Raw genomic sequence first — 23,383 nt, 5'->3', positions numbered from 1 at the left:
AGTGAAAAACAGAGGTCCCCGTGTCAACAGCAAACAACAGTCAACAGCCACCCAACAGTGAGCAACCCGAAAGCATCAGTATGAATGCTTTCAAACAACCAAAAGCATTTTACCTGATCTTCTCTATCGAGCTTTGGGAGCGCTTTGGTTATTACGGCCTGCAAGGGATCATGGCCGTCTATCTGGTAAAAATGCTCGGGATGAGCGAAGCCGACTCTATCACTTTGTTCTCATCCTTCAGTGCACTGGTCTATGGCTTTGTGGCCATCGGTGGCTGGTTAGGCGATAAGGTGCTCGGTGCCAAACGTGTCATCGTACTTGGTGCATTAACGCTGGCAGTTGGTTATGCCATGATTGCCTACTCCGGCCATGACATTTTCTGGGTTTATCTGGGTATGGCGACCATTGCGGTTGGTAATGGTTTGTTCAAAGCCAACCCATCCTCTCTGCTGTCAACATGCTATAACAAAGATGATCCGCGTTTAGACGGCGCATTCACCATGTACTACATGTCCGTCAATATCGGTTCATTCTTCTCTATGCTGGCCACCCCATGGTTAGCCGCGAAGTATGGCTGGAGCGTCGCATTCTCACTGAGCGTAGTGGGTATGTTGATCACCTTGGTAAACTTCTGGTTCTGCCGTAAATGGGTAAAAAATCAAGGTTCAAAACCTGACTTTGCACCACTACAGATTAAAAAGTTACTGATGGTATTGGTGGGTGTGGTTGCACTGGTCACGCTGTCAAGCTGGTTGCTGCATAACCAAATAGTGGCACGTTGGGCGTTGGCATTAGTATCTCTGGGCATCATCTGTATCTTTGCCAAAGAGACCTTCTCTCTGCATGGCACTGCCCGCCGCCGAATGATTGTGGCATTCTTACTGATGCTGGAAGCGGTGGTGTTCTTTGTGCTGTATAGCCAAATGCCAACGTCGCTGAACTTCTTTGCTATTCATAACGTTGAGCATTCAATCTTTGGTATTACCTTCGAACCAGAACAGTATCAGGCGCTGAACCCGTTCTGGATCATGGTAGCCAGCCCAATACTGGCGGCTATCTATAATAAGATGGGTGACCGACTGCCAATGCCACACAAGTTTGCTTTCGGTATGGTGCTCTGCTCTGCGGCCTTCCTGGTTCTACCATGGGGTGCCAGCTTCGCCAACGAACATGGCATTGTGTCCGTTAACTGGTTGATCCTGAGCTACGCATTGCAAAGTATCGGGGAACTGATGATTTCGGGCCTCGGCCTGGCGATGGTTGCGCAGTTGGTACCTCAGCGCTTGATGGGCTTCATCATGGGTTCATGGTTCCTGACGACAGCAGCAGCAGCCCTGATCGCCGGTAAAGTTGCAGCATTAACTGCGGTGCCAAGTGATATTACTGATGCCCATGCATCACTGGCAATCTATAGCCATGTATTTATGCAGATTGGTATTGTCACTGCCATTATCGCAGTATTGATGATGCTCACTGCACCAAAACTGTATCGCATGACTCTCGCACCAACAGAGAGTCATAAAGCGACCCCAGTAACCGCCGCATAATTGCCCGGCAGGATAAAGCACGCGTGCTAAGCACTTTATCCTGCCAACTCCCACGTAAAACTCAGACAGCCTGTCGTTTGGCGAGAATAAGTCCTAAATTCAATACTTATTTGTCAGACCATACCGCCAACTGATAGCCATCCGGGTCGGTAAAGTGGAAACGACGCCCGCCGGGGAAAGTAAATATCGCCAGCACAATAGAGGCTCCCGCTTCTTCCAACCGTTTTTGCGTCTGTTCAAGATCATCAGCATACAGAATGATTAACGGCCCACCGTTGGGCTGAACGTCACTCAGGGTGGTGAAGCCACCGGTCAGTCGGCCATCGGTAAACTCACAATATCCTGGGCCATAGTCAGTAAAGCGCCAATTGAATACCTTGCCATAGAAATCCTTCGAGCGAGCAATATCACCGACGGCAAACTCTATGTTGTCAATTCGACTATCATTTCCCTGAATACCCATAAACGGCTCCTGATTAAAATACCTGATTAATTCACTGATTCATCCTAAACATTTACTGAGATGATGAATATCACTCGCCTTATCAATGATAACTTCATCACATTATTTGTGCGCAAAAAATAAACTATACTGATAACAGACCGCACAGCGTTAACTCCATTTTGAGCGATATCAGAATGAAACCCGTCTGTTATTTGCGGTCAATAACCGGCAAGGAGGTGATTTATGATAAACCATGTATGGGGGCTTCTGACCCGTCCTAGTCAGGAATTGCAGCAAATTAAACGCGAGGGGGAAAGTGTCCGCCACCTGTATGCCCATCACGTCCTTTTAATGGCTGCCATTCCCGTGATTTGCGCGTTTATCGGCACCACACAAGTGGGCTGGAACTTTGGTGATGGTCAGATAATAAAACTGGCTCCCCTTACCGCACTCTATTTTGCCATTATTTTCTATGTTTTGATTTTGGCGGCGGTAGCTCTCATGGGACGAGTAATTTATTGGATGGCCCGCCGCTATGAGAGCCGGCCTAGTTGGCAAAGCTGTACCTTATTCGCCGGTTATGCTGCAACGCCCATGTTTTTAGGTGGCGTGGTTGCCCTCTACCCGATTATCTGGTTGTGCTTATTGGTTGGCATCATTGCACTCTGCTATGCAGGCTACCTGATGTATTTGGGCATCCCCACCTTCCTGAATATAGACCGACAAGAAGGTTTTATCTTCTCCGGTTCCACATTTGCCATCGGCGTGCTGGTATTAGAGTTACTCCTTGGTCTGACTGTATTGCTGTGGGGTTACGGTTCACGGCTATTATGACCTCCAAACCTTCCCTTCGTTAACACCGCTCCTGATAACATTTACAGAGAGCGGTGGCTGTTACTCCGTTGGTCCTCGCTTTATTAGCTTTGACTGGGGCTAATATCAGGCTTTTATGGTGATTAATGTCGCCCAGATCGCAATCTCTTACATCCACACGCAGGATAAGGTTGTACACTGAGTAAGACTGATGCAAACAAGGCGAAAAAAATGAAAAGGCTAACATTAAAAGAAATGACCGAAAGTGAGCAACGTGACGTCAAAACGCAACTCGATAGAGCCAGAATAAATTTAGGAAGGGCTTTAACCAATTCAGAACAGAATAAAGTAAGAGAAGAAGCAATAGATAAAATCATGAACGCTCGGGAACAAGTCGCCAAGTTAACCCGCGTAGAAAGAAAAACCAAAAAAACCGCACCAAGTACCACCACTTTTAGCTGGTCCGCATCGATCAGCACTCGCCCACCACGGTAACTGATTTCCACTGCCTGATAATAACAGACAGGGATTACCTACAGCGGTGGATACTCACTGCTGTAGGACAACACTTTATTTCTGCGACTAATTTTATTTCCCGCACAATTATATTACACCGCTAGCAGCATTTTTCCCCCGCCTGCCTTAGGATTAAGGAAGCTTTTTTCTTTCAGTGATCGATTAAGGAGTTTGTGATGAAATTGTTCTATAAACCCGGTGCCTGCTCTCTGTCTCCACATATTGTATTACGTGAAGCAGGGTTAGATTTTAGTATTGAGAGTGTCGATCTGGCGGCCAAAATAACTGAAACGGGTGAAGACTATTTAAGCATCAGTCCAAAAGGACAGGTACCCGCCTTGGTACTGGATGATGGCAGCCTGCTCACTGAGGGTGTTGCTATCGTGCAATATCTGGCAGATATGGTGCCAGACCGCCACCTGATTGCCCCATCAGGGACCCTTTCCCGCTATCATGCCATTGAGTGGCTAAACTTCATTGCGACTGAATTACATAAAGGTTTCAGCCCACTGTTTAACCCGAAAACACCAGATGACTATAAAACGATCGCACGTGAGCGGCTGAATAAACAATTCAGTTATGTAGACAGCGTATTAGCACAACACGATTATCTGTTAGGCAAAAAATTCAGCGTGGCTGACGCCTATTTATTTACTGTCACTCGTTGGGCGAGTGCGCTGAAACTTGATATTACCCAGCGCAGTAATTTGGATAAATATATGAGCCGTGTAGCAGAACGCCCAGCCGTTAAAGCCGCATTAGCCGCAGAAGACGTTAAGAAATAAGTCCTTTGATTAATTAGAGTGCCCCTCCATTAAGGGGCACTGTATAGCTGGGATTATAACTTGATGGCAGAGAATTTACTGACGGGATTAACAATTCCATCCTGAGCGGCGACAACCTGAAGTTCATACTCACCCATCTCCTGAGTTTTCAGCATCACTTCATATACAGCGGCAGTAACATGCTCCAGTGCCTTATCCAGTGCTTCACCTTTCAGCAAGTTCACCAGCAATAAACCACTGGTCAAATCACCCACACCGACCGGTTGGCGGGCACCAAAGTCCACCAGCGGACGGCTGATATGCCATGCCTCATCGGCCGTGACTAATAACATTTCAAAGCAGTCAGCATGATAACCGGCGCGGCTTAGGTGCTTAACTAACACAACTTTTGGCCCTTGGGCGCAGAGATCACGAGCAACCTTAACGGCCTGTTCGACACTTTCAACCCGCACACCACTAAGTTGCTCCAGTTCAAGCAGGTTCGGTGCAATGATATCGCTGGCAGGCAAGGCCTCTTTACAGAAGAACTCTGCCACCCCTGGCGCGACGATACAGCCCTTCTCTGGATGCCCCATGACCGGATCACAAAAATACCAGGCATTCGGATTGGCTTGTTTTACGCGTGCAACCGCAGCCAGAATATGATCGCCCTGCTCGGGTGAACCGATATAACCACTTAATACCGCATCACAATCTTTCAGCCGATCAATATCGGCAATGCCTTGTACTATCTCAGTCAAATGGCTGGCGGGCATCACACAACCAGTCCAGTGACCATATTGCGTATGGTTGGAAAACTGGACGGTATTCAGCGGCCAAACATTGACCCCCATTCGGCGCATAGGAAATTCAGCAGCACTATTACCCGCATGGCCAAAAACAACGTGAGACTGAATCGAAAGTATATTTTTCATTGGAACGGCCTAAAGTTAAGGGCACCCATGCCCACTTTGTAATACAGCGCTGACTGGAATAAAACATCAGCTAACAAAACATTAGCCAAAAAATAAGGGGCATTTCGGCCCCTTATCTTATTTCATTCTTATAGCCAGCTAATCAGGCAATAATGTTTTTTGCCACGACGCAATAAGGTATAGCGCCCAAACAGACGATCAGCATCGGTAAAGATGTATTCTGGGTCTGCCTGCTTTTCACCATTAATGGCGACAGCATTAGAACCAATCATAGTACGCGCCTGCCCACGAGAAGGGACCAACTCAGCATTAACCAATGCCTGTTGTAAATCAGCATCGCGGCTCAGTTCAATTGTCGGCATGCCATCTTGTGCTAACTGAGCGAAGTCGGCTTCGGTCAGCTCATTTAAATCACCGGAGAATAAGCTCGCGGTAATACGTTTGGCGGCAGCAAGGCCTTCTGCACCATGGACCATGCCGGTGACATTTTCGGCCAGAACATACTGCGCACGTGGCGCTTTGCCGCTGTTTTTATCTTCTTCTTCCAGCGCGTTAATTTCTTCCATACTCATGAAAGTAAAGAACTTCAGGAAACGATAAACATCGGCATCTGCGGTGTTAATCCAGAACTGGTAGAATTTGTAAGGACTGGTCTTCTTCGGATCAAGCCATACCGCACCACCTTCGGTTTTACCAAATTTAGTGCCGTCAGCTTTAGTAATTAATGGCACGGTCAGGCCATAAACTTGCTGCTGATGGAGGCGACGCGTCAAATCAATACCAGAGGTAATATTACCCCACTGATCAGAGCCGCCGATTTGCAGCGCCACACCGTGAGCTTTATTCAGGCAAGCGAAATCATAAGCTTGTAACAGGTTATAGGAAAACTCAGTAAACGAAATCCCACTGTCATCGCGATTCAGGCGTTGCTTAACCGCTTCCTTATTGATCATCTGATTAACAGAGAAGTGCTTGCCAATATCACGCAGGAAGGTCAGCACATTCATGCCACCAAACCAATCGTAGTTATTGGCCGCAATAGCACTGTTTTCACCGCAATCAAAATCCAGGAATGGCGAAACCTGACGGCGGATTTTCTCCACCCATTCGTTAACCGTATCTTCCGTATTCAGTTTGCGTTCGCTAGCCTTGAAACTTGGATCACCAATCATACCGGTAGCGCCACCGACCAGCGCCACGGGACGATGCCCAGCCAGTTGGAAACGCTTTAGGCACAACAACGGAACCAGATGACCCAAATGCAAGCTGTCTGCGGTAGGATCGAAACCGCAATACAGTGAAATTGGCCCTTGCGCCAGTCTCTCTGCTAACGCGTCTTCATCCGTAACCTGGGCAACGAGGCCCCGCTCTTGCAATTGTTTAATCAGGTTGCTGCTGGTCATCAACGACTCCATTGTTTTTCACAAAAAATTGTCTTTTACAAAAATTATCTTTTACCAGGAAAAGAGGATTTATACCCAAAAAACTTGGCGTTGCAGCCAGGCAGCAAGCAAATAAATCCCACTGGGCTTACTCAAATAAGAAATAAGCGATTAGAGTGACAAATTTGCTTGCCGTGGCCTCGCAGAGGCGAGACTCAGGGGTGGGCCGAGTAACGAACGTAAAAACCCCCTGCGGCTTCAAGTACGAAGGGTATAGAATAAAGCGCCCGTCACACGAGCGCTAGGCTTAACCACAATTATTTCATCGTTCTCAAGGGGCTAAACGGTCAATTTTCCATGCATCTGCTTGCCGTTGATAAATAAAACGGTCATGCAAGCGATGCTCACCGCCCTGCCAAAACTCCACAGAGTCAAACTTAACGCGGAACCCGCCCCAAAAACTGGGCAACGGCACGTCACCATGCTGGAATTTTTGCTTTAACTCGAGGAACTTACTTTCCAATACACCACGAGCAGAAATACGTGATGATTGTTGGGAAACCCAGGCACCAATCTGGCTATCTTTCGGGCGGGAACTGAAGTACTTCAGCACTTCAAGGGTTGAAAGCCGTTCTGCGGTACCGAGGAAGATGACTTGCCGGTCTAACATATGCCAAGGGAACAACAGACTAATATGTGGATTTTCAGCCAGTTGCTGCGCTTTGCGGCTGCCCAAATTGGTATAGAACACCATACCCTGATCATCATAATGCTTCAGCAGCACGATGCGCTGATAAGGTTGACCATCGGCAGCTACCGTAGCCACACACATAGCTGTTGGATCAGGCAAACGCGCTTCACAGGCCTGTTTTAACCAACGTTCAAATAAGTCCAGTGGGTTTTCGGTTAAATCACTGCGACGCAAACCGCCGCGAATATATTCACGACGTAAATCTGCAACATCAAATTCATTCTTGTCAGTCATATAAGCTCTGTAACGCGCAGGAAAGCAGTGACTATTATTCTGCCCTTGCAGAGCAAGAATCACAATCACTCAGAGCAGACAACGGCCTGATTACTTGATCAAAACACAGTCATTGATAATGACTTTTCCATCACGCTCAACAAAAGCACTATTTCCTTTCGACCAGAAGCTATAGTGGCCGTTGCTATATTTAGTGCCGGAAGCTGCACGCACCTGAGGTAAGGTCAACTGTTCACCATCTAACACCAAATTGACTTTATCTTGGCGGTTGTCCTGAGCAACGGTCAGCCGGGTTGTGCCACACTGATAATGCAACGTTTCACTTTTAGGTTGAACCAGACTGCATCCTGCCAACATCAATACTGCTGTTACGCCAAATACTGAAGTTGCAACAAATAAGTGTTTCATTATGTCGTCCTCGTTGATGGAATAAGGCACCGTACCCTATGGCAGCTTAACACCCTCAGCGTGACGATACAGGATAGACTGCTCCTAAAATGGTTTCGCAACTGGCTCCGGTCACCGAGGGCAAATTACCCGATTTACCGGACAAGGTCCGAAATGCCAGCCAGGCGAACGCCAGAGCCTCCATATCGTCGCCACTCACACCAAAATTGTCAGTTACGCACACCTCCGTCCCCGGTAACAAGGTTGACATCCGTGACATCAGCAACGGGTTACGCGCCCCGCCGCCACACACCAACAGCCGCTCACAGCCTCCCGCCAACTGCACCTGTTCGGCGATTGATAGCGCGGTTAACTCTGCCAACGTTGCTTGAATATCTTCCGGTTTCAGCCCCGGCACCTTCGCCAATTGCTTATCCAACCACCCGGCATTGAAATATTCCCGCCCGGTACTTTTTGGAGCAGGCTTGGCAAAATAGGGATCACTGAACATAAGCTCAAGCAGCGGTTGATTAACTTGCCCCGACAGTGCCCAGCACGCATCTTTATCATAGGGTAAGGCACGATTACGCCAGATCCAGGCATCCATCAACATATTGCCAGGCCCGGTATCAAACCCCCGCACCGGCAAATCGGGTAATAGCATAGATAAATTAGCAATACCGCCAATGTTCAGTATCATGCGCCGCTCGGTGGCATGGGCTAGTAACGCATGGTGGAAAGCGGGTACCAAAGGTGCACCTTGCCCGCCATAAGCCATATCACGGCGGCGGAAATCCCCAACAGTAGCAATGTTTGTCAACGCAGCAATACGATTATTATCACCTAATTGTATTGTAAACGCCGGTTCACCAAGCGGTTCATGCCACACCGTTTGCCCATGACAGCCAATGGCGGTAATGTCCTGTGCGCTAAGGCCTTCTTTTGCTAGTAAGCCCTGCACCGCTTGCGCAAACAAGATACCCAGTTGGGCATCAAGCTTACCCACTGCGGACAAGGTCGTAGACTGGCCCTGACACATGCCGAGGATATCTTTTTTCAGCTGTAGCGGCATTGGATGACTATAGCTGGCCTGCTGGGCCACCATACGCTCATCAATGGCAGCTAACACCACATCAATCCCATCCAAACTGGTTCCTGACATCACTCCAATAAAACGGCCTGATTTCATAGCAATGACCTTATTCCCTCATTCAGGGACAAAATAGCAATAAGACTTTCCACAAGCCAAGTCAGAATAATAAAATTAACACCCTGAAAAGATATACTTTTTAAAGTGTATACCGCTATAGGAGCCTGTCCTAAACGCTACTTTTTATTTGTAGGAAAGGTCACATAAAAGTCACTCTTACTGACATTTTCATTTATCGCAGTGATATTTCTTACTTTAAGAAAGTTAAACTGCCGTTTAATATTCGTTGAAGTATAAACCGCTAAGCTGCGTACCCATCGATGGTGGTCGAAAAATTAAGCAGAAAGTTAAAATAAGTAAGTAGTGAAATAAACATTTGGGTAAGCCATACTTTGTGCAAATATCGGCCCTGCGCAAATACTGGGCCATCAATAGACTGGATTTGGATATCCCTGGCATACTGAACCGTAATACGGTTGTGCATTTTTAATAGGAGTTTTTATGATCAAGCCACTAATCGCCGTTGCTATCGCTGCGGTTACTCTGACCGGTTGTGCCAATAATAGCACCCTGTCCGGTGATGTCTTCAGCGCATCCGAAGCCCGACAAGTACAAACTGTGACTTACGGTACCCTACTATCCGTACGCCCAGTCACTATTCAGGGTGGCGATGAAAACAATGTTATGGGTGCCATTGGCGGTGCAGTCTTGGGTGGTTTCCTTGGCAATACTGTTGGTGGTGGTACTGGTCGTAGCCTGGCAACTGCAGCAGGTGCTGTTGCGGGTGGTATGGCAGGGCAAGGTGTTCAGGGCGCAATGAACCGCACCGACGGCGTGCAACTTGAAGTCCGTAAAGATGACGGCACAACCATTCTGGTGGTGCAAAAACAAGGCCCAACTCGCTTTAGCGTCGGTCAGCGCGTGATGCTAGCGAGCAGTGGTAGCACCGTTACCGTTAGCCCACGCTAATAACTCTGCTATTACTGTCTTCAGGTAAAAGCCAGAGTTCGTAATGAACTCTGGCTTGTTTTACTAAAATATTTCTTTCTGCTGTGAATAGAGTCGTAAATCTTTATTATTACTTGCTTTGTAATTGGTTAATATTGCTCTCAAGCTTATTAATCAGACCAGATAGCAATTCAATCTCATCTGTTGAAATCCCCCCAAGAATTTCTTTACGGGTGGAACATATGACTCCATCAACCGTATCGATTATCGGTGAAGACTGCTCCGTCAGTTTTATCCTCTTCGCACGGCGATCATTTGCGCAGGTATGCCGTGTGATTAAACCTTTCTCCTCCAGTTGATCTAAGGTTCTAACCAATGATGGTTGTTCGATACCAATCGCTTTTGCCAGTTGAATTTGTGACTGTTCAGGCGGTAAACGATTAATGTTATGCAAGGTAACCCAATGCCCCATTCCCGAACGAAACGCAACAAACCATCATGCGTTATGCAGCGAGTAGATACTCTAAAAATACCTCATTCGGTGAGCTGTATTCCAGAGATTTGCGCCCCCGAGTGTTGAGGATGTGCTCCAGTCTCGCAATATCTTCATCGCTGACGCCATTAAAATCGGTTCCTTTCGGATAAAACCGCCGTATCAGACCGTTGGTATGCTCATTCAACCCCCGCTCCCAGGAATGATAAGGCCGGGCAAAGTAAACCTTTGCGCCCGTTACCTGAGTGATGTCCTTATGTTTCGCAAACTCGGGTCCGTTATCTGCCGTCAGGGTTTTAAACTCGCAGAAAGTATTCGCCACGATGTCCCTGAACGCTTCCACGACGCTCTCAGCGCACTTATTGGGGAGTTTACGGATAATGACCTGCTTTGTGGCTTTGTCCACGACCGTCAGCAGGAATGACTTCTGGTCTTTGCCAAAAATCGTATCGATTTCAACATGCCCGGGAACCTGTTTGAGTTCAGCCTCAGCAGGCCTGTGCTCAATGCCAACCCTGTCCGGGATGGGCGTGCGTCCGGGCTCACCCGTATCATAGCGATAGCGTTTACCCCGGTGAGGGAGCTGAAGGTAAAGCTTACCGCCAGCCTGTCTGTCCGAACGGATATAGCGGTAGAGGGTATTTTTGCTGACGGCGATATCAAACTGGATTTTCAGTCTCCCACAGATAACCTCAGGGGAGGTATGTACAGCCAGCGCCTGCCGGAGAAAGTCTTGTGTCTGCTGGCCCAGAGGGAAACAGGCATTGTGTGCCGAGGTGGCGCCCCGCCGTTGTCTGGCTAAGGCATCAGCGCGTCTGGAGGAGTAAAGTCCGTTGAAGGCGGGGTCCGTATTACGCCTGAGCTCCCGGCTCAGGGTAGAGCGAGAGACATCCAGTTCTCTGGCAATGCAGGACTGATTAACGCCTTCAGCTTTTCGTTTTTCGATGTAAAAGCGCTCATGCTGAGTCAAATGTTTTCCCTTCATGCAACAGGGTCTCCGACAGGGTCAATACGGCTATTTTATCCGTACCTGACCGGTGGGGCACTTTGTTGCATTTCGTTTGGGAATTGGCGAATGCGTTTGAGTTAACTCCAGCGGCTTCAACCGATGGTCGATAAGCGCGCGCCAAGCGCGAACTAATCGTGCTAAATCAGATCCTAATGTCGATTCCAATTGCCCCTCCTTTTAATTAGCGTGCTAGCATAACTCCCAGAGTCCCGTCTATTTTGGGTAATTAACATTAAAAACACAAATGTATATATACCGTCGATGCTAGGGTAATAGCAATAAATACGGCGAATCCTTTAGAAAAAATGATGTTTTAGCTAAAAATACCTATTAAGGATTAACCTTATGTATGTATCAGTGTTACCCATAAACGCACCTCTTACAGACTTGGTTATAGGTGCCTCAATCTATTTCCCGCCGATGTTTAAGGCGGTTATGCTAGGTTTGGTGTTTTGGCTATTGATCCATCATGTCCTACGGAATTGGATCTACTCTGGTGACATCTGGCATCCAATATTAATGGATCTGTCAATTTTTGTCATTGCGGTCAGCGTTTCTTTATGGATATTAGCCAGTTGGTAAATTGATATGAATCATCAGTCTCTTAAATATTTCTCCTCTGTCATTGTCTTCGCTCTCGCACTTTGTGCGGGTTGGTGGATGTGGAACTACTACATGCAATCACCCTGGACTCGCGATGGTAAAGTCCGGGCTGAATTGGTCAGCATCACCCCGGAAGTGTCGGGCCGGCTGGTTAAAATAGTAGCTCATGATAACCAGTTGGTAAGCTCGGGTAGCTTATTATTTGTGATTGACCCACAACCCTACCAACTGGCACTGGATAACGCACAAGCCGCTTTAGTGAAGGCGCAAGCTGACCTGGCTAAAGCGAATCATGAAGCAGAACGTCGGCGAAATTTACCGAAAAATATCATTTCTGGTGAAGATCTCGACATTGCCAACTTAACCGCCGATAGCATGAAAGCGGCCTATCAGGGCGCAGTGGCGAATGTCGAACAAGCGAAATGGAATCTCAGCAAAACCCGTATTTATGCGCCGACCGATGGTTATATAACCAACTTGCAAACACGGGTGGGTAACTATGCTACCGCCGGCATACCATTAGTCGCGCTAATCGATACCAATTCATTCTATGTGATGGGCTATTTCGAAGAAACCAAGTTGAAACATATTAGAGAAGGTAATAAAGCCAAGATTGTTTTGTATAATGGCAACATTCCTTTACGCGGCGTAGTCGAAAGTATTGGTCGTGCTATTTATGACCAAAGTGTTGATAGCAGCGGTGACTTATTGGTAGATGTAAAACCTAATGTTCCTTGGGTACGGCTGGCCCAACGGGTTCCGGTAAGAATCAAACTGCTGGATGTCCCAGCCGATGTCACCCTTATTGCCGGCACCACCTGCACTATTTCACTGGTTGACTAAACGATGCGTATCTCCTTCCCCCTGTGGCACCAGACCCCATGGGGTAAAGCCAATACCGGTCAGTGGCGTTATGCATTGCGTAATTCATTGGCAATGTGCTTATCACTGTGGATTGCCTTTGCGCTGAATTTAGATGAGCCTTACTGGGCAATGACCTCCGCTGCAGTGGTGAGTTTCCCCACCGTCGGCGGGGTCATCAGCAAGAGTATTGGTCGCATCATCGGCAGCTTACTGGGGGCGGCCGCATCAGTGGTAATTGCCGGCCATTGCCTAAATGACCCCTGGCTGTTTACCTTTACCATTGCAGCCTGGATTGCCCTTTGTACTTTTGTCTCCAATCACTATCAAAATAATGTTTCTTATGCGTTTGCGTTAGCCGGTTATACCACCGCGATTATTGCCTTTTCTACGGTCAACACCGCTGGCACCCAGCAAATTTTTGATATCGCGCAAGCCCGAGTGTGTGAAGTAATTACCGGTATTCTTTGTGGTGGCCTGATGATGATGATGATGCCGAGCACCTCCGACGGCGAAGCATTACTGACCTCACTGCGCCGCATGCAATCTCGCTTACTGGAACATGCCGAGTTATTGTGGCAAACCGATCATAACCCCCAGCTACGTGCCTCACATGAAGGGGTAATTGGCCAGATCCTGACCATGAATGTACTGCGGATCCAAGCCTTTTGGAGCCATTACCGCTTGCGGCGGCAAAATAACGTCTTGAATTTTATTTTGCATCGTCAATTACGTATAACCAGTGTAATTACCAGTTTACGACGCATGTTGCTTAACTGGCCAACGCCACCGGAGAACCTGACACCAGTTCTGTCACAGTTGCTACAAACACTACAGCGACCCGATTGCGATAAATATCAATTGGCCAAAATACTGCAACAAATCGCCCCGCATGATGAGTTCGACTATCGACACCGCGCCTTCTGGTTACGATTACAGCATTTTTGTTGGTTATATTTGCAAGTGAATCGTTGGCTGACACAGTTGGATAAAGAATCTGCCAGCGACCTGCCACAACCGCCACCAGTAACCGCGCTGGCTCGCCATACCGATACCTATGAGGCCGCCTATAATGGGCTGCGAACCTTCGTGTGTATTGTTATTGGTTGTGCATTTTGGATAAATACGCAGTGGAGTTCGGGCAGTGCTGCACTGGCATTGGCCGCGGTAAGTTGCGTGCTCTACTCCGCAACCCCGTCGCCAACCGACAGTATTGCTACACTATTGAAAGCCATTGTTCTGCTTTCTATCGGCTGTTTTATTCTTAAGTTTGGTGTGATGGTACAGATTGATGATTTCTGGCAATTTGCTGCCGTACTGTTCCCCATTTTAATCACCATGCAGATGATGAAACTACAGCATCCTGCCTATGCTTCATTGTGGGGACAATTGATTGTCTTTATGGGTTCTTTCCTAAGTGTAACCAACCCGCCGAGCTATGATTATCAAGAGTTCCTTAATGATAATATTGGTAAATTAGTCGGCGTAATGTTAGCTGGTGTTGCTTTTCAGCTATTGCGCCCCAGTTCTGATAAACGCAAAAGTCGACGTATCATTCGGATGCTCCGCCGCGATTTCATTGATCAAATCAGTAGCCATCCACAACAGAGCCAGAATCAATTCGAATCACTGATTTACCATCGAATTAACCAACTCAATCTCAGTAAAGATCAGTCAGCTCGCCTGTGGCTGCTGCGTTGGGGGATGGTATTGCTCAATTGTAGCCATGTGGTCTGGCAATTACGGGATTGGCAAACCACCTCTGCACCCTTGTCAGCAGTACGGGACGTTTGTATTCACTGCCTGAAGGGGTGTATGACCGAAAAAGGTGTGCAACCCAGTTCGTTACTCGCAACATTGCAGGAGTTACAACGAATGAGTGCTATTTTGGCTCAATACCCCGATGCCTCTGGGCGGGAACTGGCGGGGCTGATTTGGCGATTATATTGCTCACTGACACAACTGCAACTGGCCCCTCCTGCTGAGGAAAGCAAAACTGCGCCAGCCTGAAGCTTACTGGCGCAGAAAAGAAGCTTAAGGCACGTCATAACCCAGTGCAGCACGACGAATGCGGAACCACTGCTGGCGCGTCATCGTCAAGGAGAGTGATGCCCATGCGGCTTTAACCCGCTCTATCTTGCCAGAACCAATAATCGGCAGCGGCGCTGACGGCAAACGTAGCACCCAGGCATAAACCACTTGCTCAATGCTTGCTGCACCGATTTCGTCAGCTACCGCCTGTAACTCATCACGTAATGCCTGGTACTCCGGGTCGCTGAACAACCTACCGCCACCAAGACAAGACCATGCCATGGGTTTGATACGCAGTTGCTGGCAAGCATCGAGCGTACCATCCACAATAGCAGGCTGATGTAGCGGGGAAATCTCTACCTGATTCGTTACCAGCGAGAATGGCAGGCGTGATTGCAGTAAATTGAATTGCGCAGGGGTAAAGTTTGACACACCGAAATGTTTTACTTTGCCGCTTTTGTGCAGTTGGGTGAAGGCTTCTGCCACCTCATCGGCATCCATCAACGGGTCCGGGCGGTGAATCAGCAGTAAATCAAGATAATCAGTGTGCAAATGGGCCAATGATTGCTCAGCACTTGCAATGATATGTGAACTATCCGTAATGTAGTGCCCCAACGCATGTTCCGGTTTAGCCGTGGTGGCAATGCCACATTTACTCACCAGCTCCAGTTGGTCACGCAAGGACGGTTTAAGCCGTAAGGCTTGGCCAAATGCTTGTTCACACTGATAACCGCCGTAAATATCAGCATGATCCGCCGTAGTAATACCCAACTCAATGTGTTGCTCGATAAAAACCAACAACTGCTCAGGCGTCATGCCCCATTCCATCAGCCGCCAATAACCGCAAATCATACGTGAAAATTCAGGTCCAAGCGGAGCCAGTTGGCTACGTGTATCCATTATTAGCTACCTCATCTGTTTATCTACCTATAAGCATACACAACCGGCGGTAAGGTTAAATCCTCCCTGAACCATCAATTAAAGGTCAAACGGGGGCTTAGCGGTAAAATAGCCAGAAATGGTAAAGTTTAAGACCGATTAAGCGCGAATTAGAATAAGGAAGGTTGTTCTGGTAACGGCTCATCGACTTGTTTGTTACCACGCTGCAAGCGCAGTAGGCGTTGGCGGCATAAACGCAATACATCCCGTTTCTGCGGGTCACTCATTTTCATCCAATTAAAGCGCTCATCCCTGCTACGCAGGCAGCCACGACAAAAGCCACGGTCATCTGATTGGCAGATGCCACGGCACGGACTGGGAATGTCGAAAAACTCAAGTTGCTGAGACACGCTGCCTCCTGCGGCTGATACCTTAATTGAAGACTGCTTCACCGCGGCTGGCAAGTCCAATTTGTTTACGGTTGTAAAAATCCGCTATCAGCGCCGAGGCGCGGCCCTTAACCGCTAAGGTTATCTTAAGTTTCATTCGATACCATTCAGGTAATTAGTGAACTGTAGGATTCCATTTTCACAATGAATGTTCGATATAAGTTACGGTGTAACAGCCTGAGTTTTATCCTGGCCAGTGCACTCTTTTTCACTCTGGGTCATAACGCACTGTTTATTGCGAAAGCCTGGTCGCTGATCCATTTTGACAGCAGTGACAGTTACTTCTTCGCCGCGACAATTCCGGTGGTGATATTTTGCGCACTGAACATCATATTTAGCCTGTTAGCTGTGCCCTTTCTGCATAAGCCAATCATTATTCTATTGCTGTTGGGCAGCGCGGCGGCAAACTATTTTATGTTTAGTTATGGTGCCGTCATTGACGCCAATATGATGCAAAATGCCTTTGAAACCAACTCACAAGAGGCGGCCGCTCTTTTCACTCCCCGTATGGCCCTATGGCTACTGGTGGCAGGTATTATTCCTGCGACCCTGGTCTGCTTTGCCCGTATTCGGGTCAGCCGCCCATGGTGGTATATGTTGGGGCTGCGCGCAGCAAATATTTTGATATCAGCAGTGATTATTCTGTTGGTTGCTGCCCTGTTTTATAAAGATTATGCATCGTTGATTCGTAATAATAAAAACATCGTTAAAATGTTAACTCCATCCAACTTTGTCAGTGGCAGTTTTCAATTCACTAAACACAAATATTTCACCCGTAATCTGCCACTGGTAACACTCGGTGAAGATGCCCATAAAGGCCCATTGATTAGTGGGCAACAAAAGAAAACGCTGGTCATTCTCGTGGTCGGTGAAACTGCCCGTGCAGAGAATTTCTCCTTGGGCGGTTATGAGCGAGAAACCAATCCGAACCTGAAAAAACAAGATGTTACCTATTTCAGCAAAGCATCATCCTGCGGGACTGAAACTGCGGTGTCGGTACCTTGTATGTTCTCGAATATGGCGCGCAAAAATTATGATGCCACCCTCGCCAGTCATCAGGAGGGCTTAATGGATATTCTTGCCCACGCTGGCTTGAATGTCTTATGGCGCGAAAATGACGGGGGTTGTAAAGGTGCCTGCGATCGCATTCCACATCAGGATGTTACCCAATTGCAGCTCACCACCGATTGCGAGAACGGGGTCTGTTTAGATAACGCATTACTGTATAAATTAGATAATTATATTAATGGGCTACAAGGTGACGGTGTCATTGTCTTACACCAAATGGGCAGCCACGGGCCGGCTTATTATCGCCGTTCAACTCCAGAAATTCGCCAGTTTTCCCCTACCTGTGATAGCAACCAAATTCAGGATTGCACCCCACAGGAATTGGTAAACACCTACGATAACTCTATTCTTTATACCGATGCGATGTTGGGTAACACCATTAAGTTATTGCAACAACACAATAATAACTTTAACACTGCGCTGGTCTATCTCTCTGATCACGGTGAATCATTAGGCGAAAATGGCATGTATTTGCACGGTACCCCTTATATGTTCGCCCCAAGTCAGCAGACACATATACCATTTCTAATGTGGCTATCACCTGAATATACAAAAAACTATGGCATTGACCGTCAGTGCTTATCCTCCAGTGCACAACATGATGAAATATCACAAGATAATCTGTTCCATACCTTATTGGGCATGATGAATATTCAAACCACTGAATACCAATCAGAACTAGATTTACTACAGAAATGCCGAACTCAGGGCGAAAGAATTAGTCAAAAAAGTCCGTAAAGAGTTAATACCTGATAGTGAGCTTGATGCCAGTGTTTCCCTCCGCTGGCATTTTTTTCTTGACCTAGACCGATTGGTCTATTACGCTCTGCGACATGAACAAAATACAGCACACACACATAGACACCCGTGAACATCTGTTAGCAACCGGTGAGAGCCTTAGCCTGCGTCTTGGCTTTAATGGTATGGGTCTCAGCCTGTTACTGACCACGGCAGGCATACCGAAAGGCTCGTTTTATCACTATTTCCGTTCTAAGGAAGTTTTTGGTGAAGCGATGCTACAGCGTTATTTTGATCGTTACGACGCTGAAATGGAAAGCCTGCTCACCCATTCACAAGGTGATATGCGCCACCATTTGTTGCACTATTTTGCTCAAGCTATTGCTAACTATTGTGGCAGTGAATGCCACAATGCTTGTCTGGCGGTTAAACTATCAGCAGAGGTAAGTGACTTATCCGAACCTATGCGTCATGCATTGGATATCGGCACTGCCCGTGTGATTGGTCGGTTGCAAGATGCCATTGAAGCCGGTATTGCTGAGGGCTCGCTGCGCATTACGCTCTCACCGGCGGCAACCGCTGAAACACTGTATGCCTTGTGGCTCGGTGCTTCACTGCGGGCTAAAGTGAAACGATCGGTTGCTCCGCTGACCTGTGCGCTAGAAAGTATCGAACTGATTCTACAACCAACCCCATAATCCAATGATTCTGAAGCTAACACTTTTGTTTTTCAGAATTCACCCAGTTACTAGTTGACTGGTCTATTAATATAGGACGCACCATGAAGACTGCTAAACTGTTCTCCCCTTTGAAAGTTGGCGCGCTCACATTGCCAAACCGCGTATTTATGGCTCCGCTAACGCGCTTGCGCAGCATTGAGCCAGGTGATATTCCAACTCCTCTGATGGCTGAATATTACCGTCAACGGGCCAGCGCCGGTTTGATTATTACCGAAGCCACCCAGATTTCTTTCCAGGCGAAAGGCTATGCGGGTGCTCCAGGGTTACACACTCAGGAACAGTTAAACGCCTGGAAAAAAATCACGCAGGCGGTGCATGAAGACGGTGGACATATTGCTGTACAGTTATGGCATGTCGGCCGTATCTCGCACAACAGTTTGCAGCCAGGTCAGCAAGCGCCGGTAGCACCTTCAGCCATTGCCGCGGATACCCGCACCACCGTGCGCGATGAAACGGGAGCCTGGGTACGCGTTCCCTGCTCCACCCCACGCGCCCTGGAAACAGAAGAGATCCCTGGCATCATTAATGATTTCCGTCAGGCAACAGCGAATGCCCGTGAAGCTGGCTTTGACTATATTGAATTGCATGCAGCCCACGGCTACCTGCTGCATCAATTTATGTCTCCGGCATCCAATCAACGTACCGACCAATACGGCGGTAGTATTGAAAACCGTACCCGTCTGACATTGGAAGTGGTTGATGCAACAGTAGCCGAATGGGGCGCTGAACATATTGGTATTCGTATTTCACCATTGGGGCCATTCAACGGCTTGGATAATGGCGAGGATCAGGAAGAGGCTGCGTTGTACCTCATTGACGAGTTGAACAAACGTCATATTGCTTATCTGCACATGTCGGAACCCGACTGGGCGGGTGGTAAGCCTTACTCCGACGCATTCCGTGATGCCGTCCGCGCCAAATTCAAAGGTGTGATTGTGGGTGCCGGTGCATACACGGCTGAAAAAGCTGAAGAGCTCATTGATAAAGGGTTTATTGATGCCGTCGCCTTTGGCCGTAGCTATATTTCTAACCCGGATCTGGTAACCCGCCTGCAACAACAGGCTCCGTTGAATGAACCAGATGGTGATACCTTCTATGGCGGTGGCGCAAAAGGTTATACCGACTACCCAACTCTGTGATTAGTCCGTAAATTAAATCATTGAATAACAGCCAGTTAGATTAACCCTCTGACTGGCTGTTTTGTTTATGGCTACAGGTGAGATAACACAAAAAATGGCGCAATTGCCCCCACTACGGATGATGTAATACAACCCCCGCTATCGACTTAGGTATTTAGTGATTCATTTCGAATTCTTTGGAAACAAGATAAAGCCATTGATTTTGTAAAAAATGACGAGTAGAAACAGAGGAATACTTACAGGGAGGATAAAATGGACAGCACTATTATTTCTGTTTTAACCATCAGTGGAGTGATAGCTTTAGGGGCTATGTCTCCAGGGCCGAGTTTCATCCTTGTTGCGCGAACGGCAATGTCATCCTCACTTAAAAATGGTTTAGCCGTTGCTTTAGGCATGGGCACCGGGTGTGCATTCTTTGCCTTGGTCGCTCTGCTTGGTTTGCAATCTTTGCTACTCACCGTACCTTGGCTATATATGTCACTTAAAATCGGCGGCGGTTTTTATCTCATTTATTTAGCCTTTAAAATGTTTTTCGCGCCTAAAAAAGCAATAAAATTTGAACCCGAGGTTGGCGGACAAACAAGTCTGTCTCGTTCGTTTTATATCGGGCTTATTACACAAATTAGTAATCCCAATACAGCATTGGTTTTTGGCGGCATATTTGCCGCAATCCTTACTCAGAATATCGTGGGCTGGATGTATATTGTGTTACCTGTTCTGGCATTCTTGATTGACCTCATTTGGTACGCAATCGTCGCTTGTGTCCTGTCAGCCCCGGTACCAAGAAACTATTATATGCGTTTCAAAATATATTTTGACCGTATTGGTGGTTTGGTCATGGCGCTGCTAGGCATCAAACTGATATTTCAGAAGTGACGGTACTCAACTATAAATTAACAGATTGTTTTTTAATGATATTACTTAACATGCAGATGATTAACCACAAGAACGCATAGCGGGAGAGTCGATTAAATTGATCTTCACATGATGGCAAAAAAGACGATAATACCCGCAATAGCCCTCAATACGCCTACTGTGATTAATCTACGTATCCATTTAGCACCCTAGGTTAAAGAATAAATTGCTTCAACCACGAAGAGTATTATCGAAAATAAAAAAGAAAATAGGCTTACCAATAAATTAAATAAAGCTTCTGCTATCGCTACAACTAAAGAGTCCATTTAATGATTCATCCATAAGAATAGTACCCATAAAATTCCTACGACTAGCCACGGGATAATACAGATATTTTACTGAATCAGAATAGTGTACTGACATAATGTCACAAAAAAAGTCAATTTATTCCCCCCTTTCCAGGGACAATCCCGCCATAATGATAACCAAATATCAGAAGAGTCATGGTAGAGAGCGGGATGATATTACTATATGATTATGAATCAGTTTTGATTTATAATGATTTTAAGACTTTAAACTGTTGATTATAAAGAGGTATTATGAAGCGCTTACTCCATACCATGATCCGCGTTGGTGACCTGCAACGCTCTATCGATTTTTACACCAAGGTATTAGGGATGCGTTTACTGCGTACCAGCGAAAACACGGAGTATAAATACTCGCTGGCTTTCGTCGGTTATAGCGATGAAAGTGAAGGTTCAGTGATTGAGCTGACCTATAACTGGGACGTGAACAGTTACGACATGGGGACTGCATTTGGTCACCTGGCGCTGGGCGTGGATGATGTTGCCGCTACCTGCGATCAAATTCGTCAGGCGGGTGGGAATGTGACCCGTGAAGCCGGCCCGGTAAAAGGCGGTAATACTATTATTGCTTTTGTCGAAGATCCCGACGGTTACAAAATCGAGTTAATCGAGAATAAGAGCGCCGGACACGGCCTTGGCAACTGATTAGCGCAAAGGCACCTAAGGTGCCTTTTTTCTCATCGCGATATCCCCCTGCATCCCGCGCTAAAATTTGACATAATGCGCGCTGAATTCGATGAAGATAAGAAACTGATGGCAGATAAAAGTGATCTTAACGCCCTAAGTGGCCGTTTTCGTGGGTATTACCCCGTTGTAATTGATGTGGAAACCGCCGGTTTTAATGCGCAAACCGATGCATTATTAGAAATTGCTGCCGTAACCTTGCAGATGAACAAGGATGGTTGGTTATTACCCGATGAAACGCTGCATTTCCATGTAGAACCATTTGAGGGTGCCAATCTGCAACCAGAAGCACTGGCATTTAATGGCATTGACCCAACCAACCCTTTGCGTGGTGCTGTGAGTGAATACGATGCTTTGCACGCCATCTTTAAAGCCGTGCGTAAAGGGCTGAAAGATCAAGGTTGTAACCGAGCTATTATCGTGGCACACAACGCCAATTTTGATCACAGCTTCGTGATGGCTGCTGCTGAACGCGCCAGTTTGAAACGTAACCCGTTCCACCCATTTGCAACCTTTGATACTGCGGCGCTCAGTGGGCTGGTGCTGGGGCAAACTGTGCTGGCGAAAGCCTGCCTGACGGCAGGTATTCCGTTTGATAGTAGTCAGGCGCACTCCGCATTGTATGACACCATGCAAACGGCAAAATTATTCTGTGAACTGGTCAACCGCTGGAAAAAACTGGGTGGCTGGCCTATACCGGCGGGGGAATCCGAATAGCGCAGTGTTCACGAAATAAGATTGTTCATGAGAGAAGACGCAACAATTTTACGTTCAAAAAAGGTGGCCCAAAGGCCACCTTTTTATTTTTGTCACAGAAAACACACATGCCCTATTCTGCGGCAGGCTTTTCTTCTTGTGCTCGGTATTTGTCAGCGGTTTCTTTCAACAACTGTTGTAGTTCGCCACGCTGATACATTTCCATCAAAATGTCGCAACCGCCGACCAATTCACCATCAACCCACAATTGTGGGAAGGTTGGCCAGTTAGCATATTTTGGCAGTTCCGCACGAATATCCGGGTTTTGCAGGATATCAACATAAGCAAAGCGTTCGCCACAGGCAGACAGCGCCTGCACAGCCTGAGCCGAGAAACCGCAGTTTGGCAGCTTAGGTGAACCCTTCATATAAAGCAGGATTGGGTTTTCTGCTATCTGGCGCTGGATTTTATCAATCGTCGTCATTTCTTGCTTCCTCAAGCCATATAGTGGCTACAATACTTAGAACCTATCCATTAGGGCTGTTTTATTATTGCGTCCGGCCTATTGTAGCGACTGTTACCACTGGAATAAAACGCCATCTTTTGCAGGGGCTTTACTCCGTGGACGAATGGTTATATTGTCAGCTACAAATATGTGCATTTAGAATAACATTTTTGATCCCATCACTTCACTATTATCTTCTTTATGGGATTCCCCCTGCGGCTTCAAGTAGGAAAGAGATAACTCGTTGACGTATGGTTGATTTAAGTCCATTAGACGTGTGAAAAAGCGACAATATCTAAGCCATTAATGTTTTCTCACAATATCGATTAAGATCCTGTCGCTCTCTGCTTTTTTATATCGTGAGTTTCGGCAATACTGTGACTCTTCATATTCATC

The 23,383-nt window shown here is 47.1% G+C and carries 24 protein-coding genes and 2 pseudogenes; 14 read left to right on the top strand and 12 right to left on the bottom strand.

The annotated features are described in order from the left end of the window. Positions 1-20: 20 nt before the first annotated feature. Positions 21-1,547 carry a dipeptide/tripeptide permease DtpA gene (dtpA, locus tag ACWJJO_RS10880; protein WP_420073293.1) on the top strand — a complete coding sequence of 509 codons (1,527 nt, stop codon included), beginning with the start codon at positions 21-23 and terminating at the stop codon, positions 1,545-1,547. 106 nt (positions 1,548-1,653) lie between these two features. Here dtpA and ACWJJO_RS10875 read toward each other — a convergent pair whose 3' ends face one another. Continuing rightward, on the bottom strand, positions 1,654-2,010 hold the full coding sequence (locus ACWJJO_RS10875; RefSeq protein WP_083158757.1) for a VOC family protein: 357 nt from the start codon (positions 2,008-2,010) through the stop codon (positions 1,654-1,656). A gap of 225 nt (positions 2,011-2,235) precedes the next feature. Between ACWJJO_RS10875 and ACWJJO_RS10870 the strand changes: the two genes are divergently transcribed. The 3 genes from ACWJJO_RS10870 (at position 2,236) to gstA (ending at position 4,106) form a co-directional block, all read left to right on the top strand. Continuing rightward, on the top strand, positions 2,236-2,826 hold the full coding sequence (locus tag ACWJJO_RS10870; protein WP_083158756.1) for a Yip1 family protein: 591 nt from the start codon (positions 2,236-2,238) through the stop codon (positions 2,824-2,826). Between the two features lie 210 nt (positions 2,827-3,036). Beyond that, on the top strand, positions 3,037-3,300 hold the full coding sequence (locus ACWJJO_RS10865) for a YjbD family protein (RefSeq protein ID WP_005184457.1): 264 nt from the start codon (positions 3,037-3,039) through the stop codon (positions 3,298-3,300). A gap of 197 nt (positions 3,301-3,497) precedes the next feature. Continuing rightward, positions 3,498-4,106, top strand: coding sequence for a glutathione transferase GstA (gstA, locus tag ACWJJO_RS10860; protein ID WP_481091011.1), 609 nt, complete (start codon positions 3,498-3,500; stop codon positions 4,104-4,106). Positions 4,107-4,159: 53 nt separating this feature from the next. Here gstA and pdxY read toward each other — a convergent pair whose 3' ends face one another. The 5 genes from pdxY to anmK form a co-directional block, all read right to left on the bottom strand. After that, complete coding sequence (gene pdxY / locus ACWJJO_RS10855; RefSeq protein WP_083158754.1) at positions 4,160-5,020, bottom strand: pyridoxal kinase PdxY; 861 nt, start codon at positions 5,018-5,020, stop codon at positions 4,160-4,162. Positions 5,021-5,148: 128 nt separating this feature from the next. After that, a complete protein-coding gene (tyrS, locus tag ACWJJO_RS10850) occupies positions 5,149-6,423 on the bottom strand; it encodes a tyrosine--tRNA ligase (protein WP_372569225.1) in 1,275 nt (424 codons plus the stop codon). Between the two features lie 310 nt (positions 6,424-6,733). Further along, positions 6,734-7,387, bottom strand: a complete 654-nt coding sequence (pdxH, locus tag ACWJJO_RS10845) for a pyridoxamine 5'-phosphate oxidase (protein WP_372559107.1) — start codon at positions 7,385-7,387, stop codon at positions 6,734-6,736. Positions 7,388-7,477: 90 nt separating this feature from the next. Then, positions 7,478-7,795: an MliC family protein gene (locus ACWJJO_RS10840; RefSeq protein ID WP_083158751.1), complete on the bottom strand. Its 318-nt coding sequence runs from the start codon at positions 7,793-7,795 to the stop codon at positions 7,478-7,480. 55 nt (positions 7,796-7,850) lie between these two features. Continuing rightward, positions 7,851-8,963 carry an anhydro-N-acetylmuramic acid kinase gene (gene anmK / locus ACWJJO_RS10835; RefSeq protein WP_083158750.1) on the bottom strand — a complete coding sequence of 371 codons (1,113 nt, stop codon included), beginning with the start codon at positions 8,961-8,963 and terminating at the stop codon, positions 7,851-7,853. Between the two features lie 462 nt (positions 8,964-9,425). Between anmK and ACWJJO_RS10830 the strand changes: the two genes are divergently transcribed. After that, positions 9,426-9,893, top strand: a complete 468-nt coding sequence (locus ACWJJO_RS10830) for an outer membrane lipoprotein (protein ID WP_083158749.1) — start codon at positions 9,426-9,428, stop codon at positions 9,891-9,893. Between the two features lie 109 nt (positions 9,894-10,002). Here the strand turns inward: ACWJJO_RS10830 and slyA are convergent. The 3 genes and pseudogenes from slyA to ACWJJO_RS10815 form a co-directional block, all read right to left on the bottom strand. Beyond that, positions 10,003-10,338, bottom strand: a pseudogene (gene slyA, locus ACWJJO_RS10825) (transcriptional regulator SlyA); the annotation flags it as partial. A 37-nt stretch (positions 10,339-10,375) separates the two neighbouring features. After that, positions 10,376-11,350: an IS30 family transposase gene (locus tag ACWJJO_RS10820; protein WP_481090514.1), complete on the bottom strand. Its 975-nt coding sequence runs from the start codon at positions 11,348-11,350 to the stop codon at positions 10,376-10,378. 87 nt (positions 11,351-11,437) lie between these two features. Further along, positions 11,438-11,539 (bottom strand): annotated as a pseudogene (locus ACWJJO_RS10815) (transcriptional regulator SlyA); the annotation flags it as partial. A gap of 180 nt (positions 11,540-11,719) precedes the next feature. Here ACWJJO_RS10815 and ACWJJO_RS10810 point away from each other — a divergent pair. From ACWJJO_RS10810 to ACWJJO_RS10800, 3 genes are read left to right on the top strand one after another with little or no spacing between them, the layout of a single operon-like run. Then, entirely contained in the window at positions 11,720-11,956 is a 237-nt protein-coding gene (locus ACWJJO_RS10810; protein WP_083158747.1) for a DUF1656 domain-containing protein, read from the top strand. Positions 11,957-11,962: 6 nt separating this feature from the next. Next, the gene (locus ACWJJO_RS10805; RefSeq protein ID WP_083158746.1) at positions 11,963-12,820 is read left to right on the top strand and encodes an efflux RND transporter periplasmic adaptor subunit; all 858 of its coding nucleotides are present in this window, start codon (positions 11,963-11,965) and stop codon (positions 12,818-12,820) included. 3 nt (positions 12,821-12,823) lie between these two features. After that, a complete protein-coding gene (locus tag ACWJJO_RS10800; RefSeq protein ID WP_481091010.1) occupies positions 12,824-14,848 on the top strand; it encodes an FUSC family protein in 2,025 nt (674 codons plus the stop codon). A 24-nt stretch (positions 14,849-14,872) separates the two neighbouring features. Here ACWJJO_RS10800 and ACWJJO_RS10795 read toward each other — a convergent pair whose 3' ends face one another. Together ACWJJO_RS10795 and ACWJJO_RS10790 are read right to left on the bottom strand one after the other, a co-directional pair. Further along, complete coding sequence (locus ACWJJO_RS10795; protein ID WP_083158744.1) at positions 14,873-15,769, bottom strand: aldo/keto reductase; 897 nt, start codon at positions 15,767-15,769, stop codon at positions 14,873-14,875. A 149-nt stretch (positions 15,770-15,918) separates the two neighbouring features. Beyond that, a complete protein-coding gene (locus tag ACWJJO_RS10790) occupies positions 15,919-16,158 on the bottom strand; it encodes a DUF1289 domain-containing protein (RefSeq protein ID WP_420073296.1) in 240 nt (79 codons plus the stop codon). 183 nt (positions 16,159-16,341) lie between these two features. On the opposite strand from ACWJJO_RS10790, the gene eptA reads away from it, so the two are divergent. The 6 genes from eptA to rnt all read left to right on the top strand — a co-directional run bounded on the left by eptA (position 16,342) and on the right by rnt (position 22,503). Next, positions 16,342-18,003, top strand: a complete 1,662-nt coding sequence (eptA, locus tag ACWJJO_RS10785) for a phosphoethanolamine transferase EptA (protein WP_442820864.1) — start codon at positions 16,342-16,344, stop codon at positions 18,001-18,003. Positions 18,004-18,098: 95 nt separating this feature from the next. Beyond that, positions 18,099-18,701, top strand: coding sequence for a TetR/AcrR family transcriptional regulator (locus ACWJJO_RS10780; protein WP_083158741.1), 603 nt, complete (start codon positions 18,099-18,101; stop codon positions 18,699-18,701). Between the two features lie 83 nt (positions 18,702-18,784). Next, positions 18,785-19,882 (top strand): alkene reductase, encoded by a 1,098-nt coding sequence (gene nemA, locus ACWJJO_RS10775; protein ID WP_083158740.1) that lies wholly within the window; start codon positions 18,785-18,787, stop codon positions 19,880-19,882. A gap of 252 nt (positions 19,883-20,134) precedes the next feature. Continuing rightward, on the top strand, positions 20,135-20,758 hold the full coding sequence (locus ACWJJO_RS10770; RefSeq protein WP_083158739.1) for a LysE family translocator: 624 nt from the start codon (positions 20,135-20,137) through the stop codon (positions 20,756-20,758). A 578-nt stretch (positions 20,759-21,336) separates the two neighbouring features. Continuing rightward, positions 21,337-21,747, top strand: coding sequence for a lactoylglutathione lyase (gene gloA / locus ACWJJO_RS10765; RefSeq protein WP_005184478.1), 411 nt, complete (start codon positions 21,337-21,339; stop codon positions 21,745-21,747). A 75-nt stretch (positions 21,748-21,822) separates the two neighbouring features. Then, positions 21,823-22,503 (top strand): ribonuclease T, encoded by a 681-nt coding sequence (gene rnt, locus ACWJJO_RS10760; protein ID WP_193784653.1) that lies wholly within the window; start codon positions 21,823-21,825, stop codon positions 22,501-22,503. Between the two features lie 112 nt (positions 22,504-22,615). Here rnt and ACWJJO_RS10755 read toward each other — a convergent pair whose 3' ends face one another. Beyond that, positions 22,616-22,966, bottom strand: a complete 351-nt coding sequence (locus ACWJJO_RS10755; protein ID WP_083158738.1) for a Grx4 family monothiol glutaredoxin — start codon at positions 22,964-22,966, stop codon at positions 22,616-22,618. Between the last annotated feature and the right edge of the window lie 417 nt (positions 22,967-23,383).

The organism is Yersinia antarctica (assembly GCF_056636475.1).
Note: the sequence above shows the minus strand (reverse complement) of the source record. Positions and strands in the feature narration are given on the sequence as shown.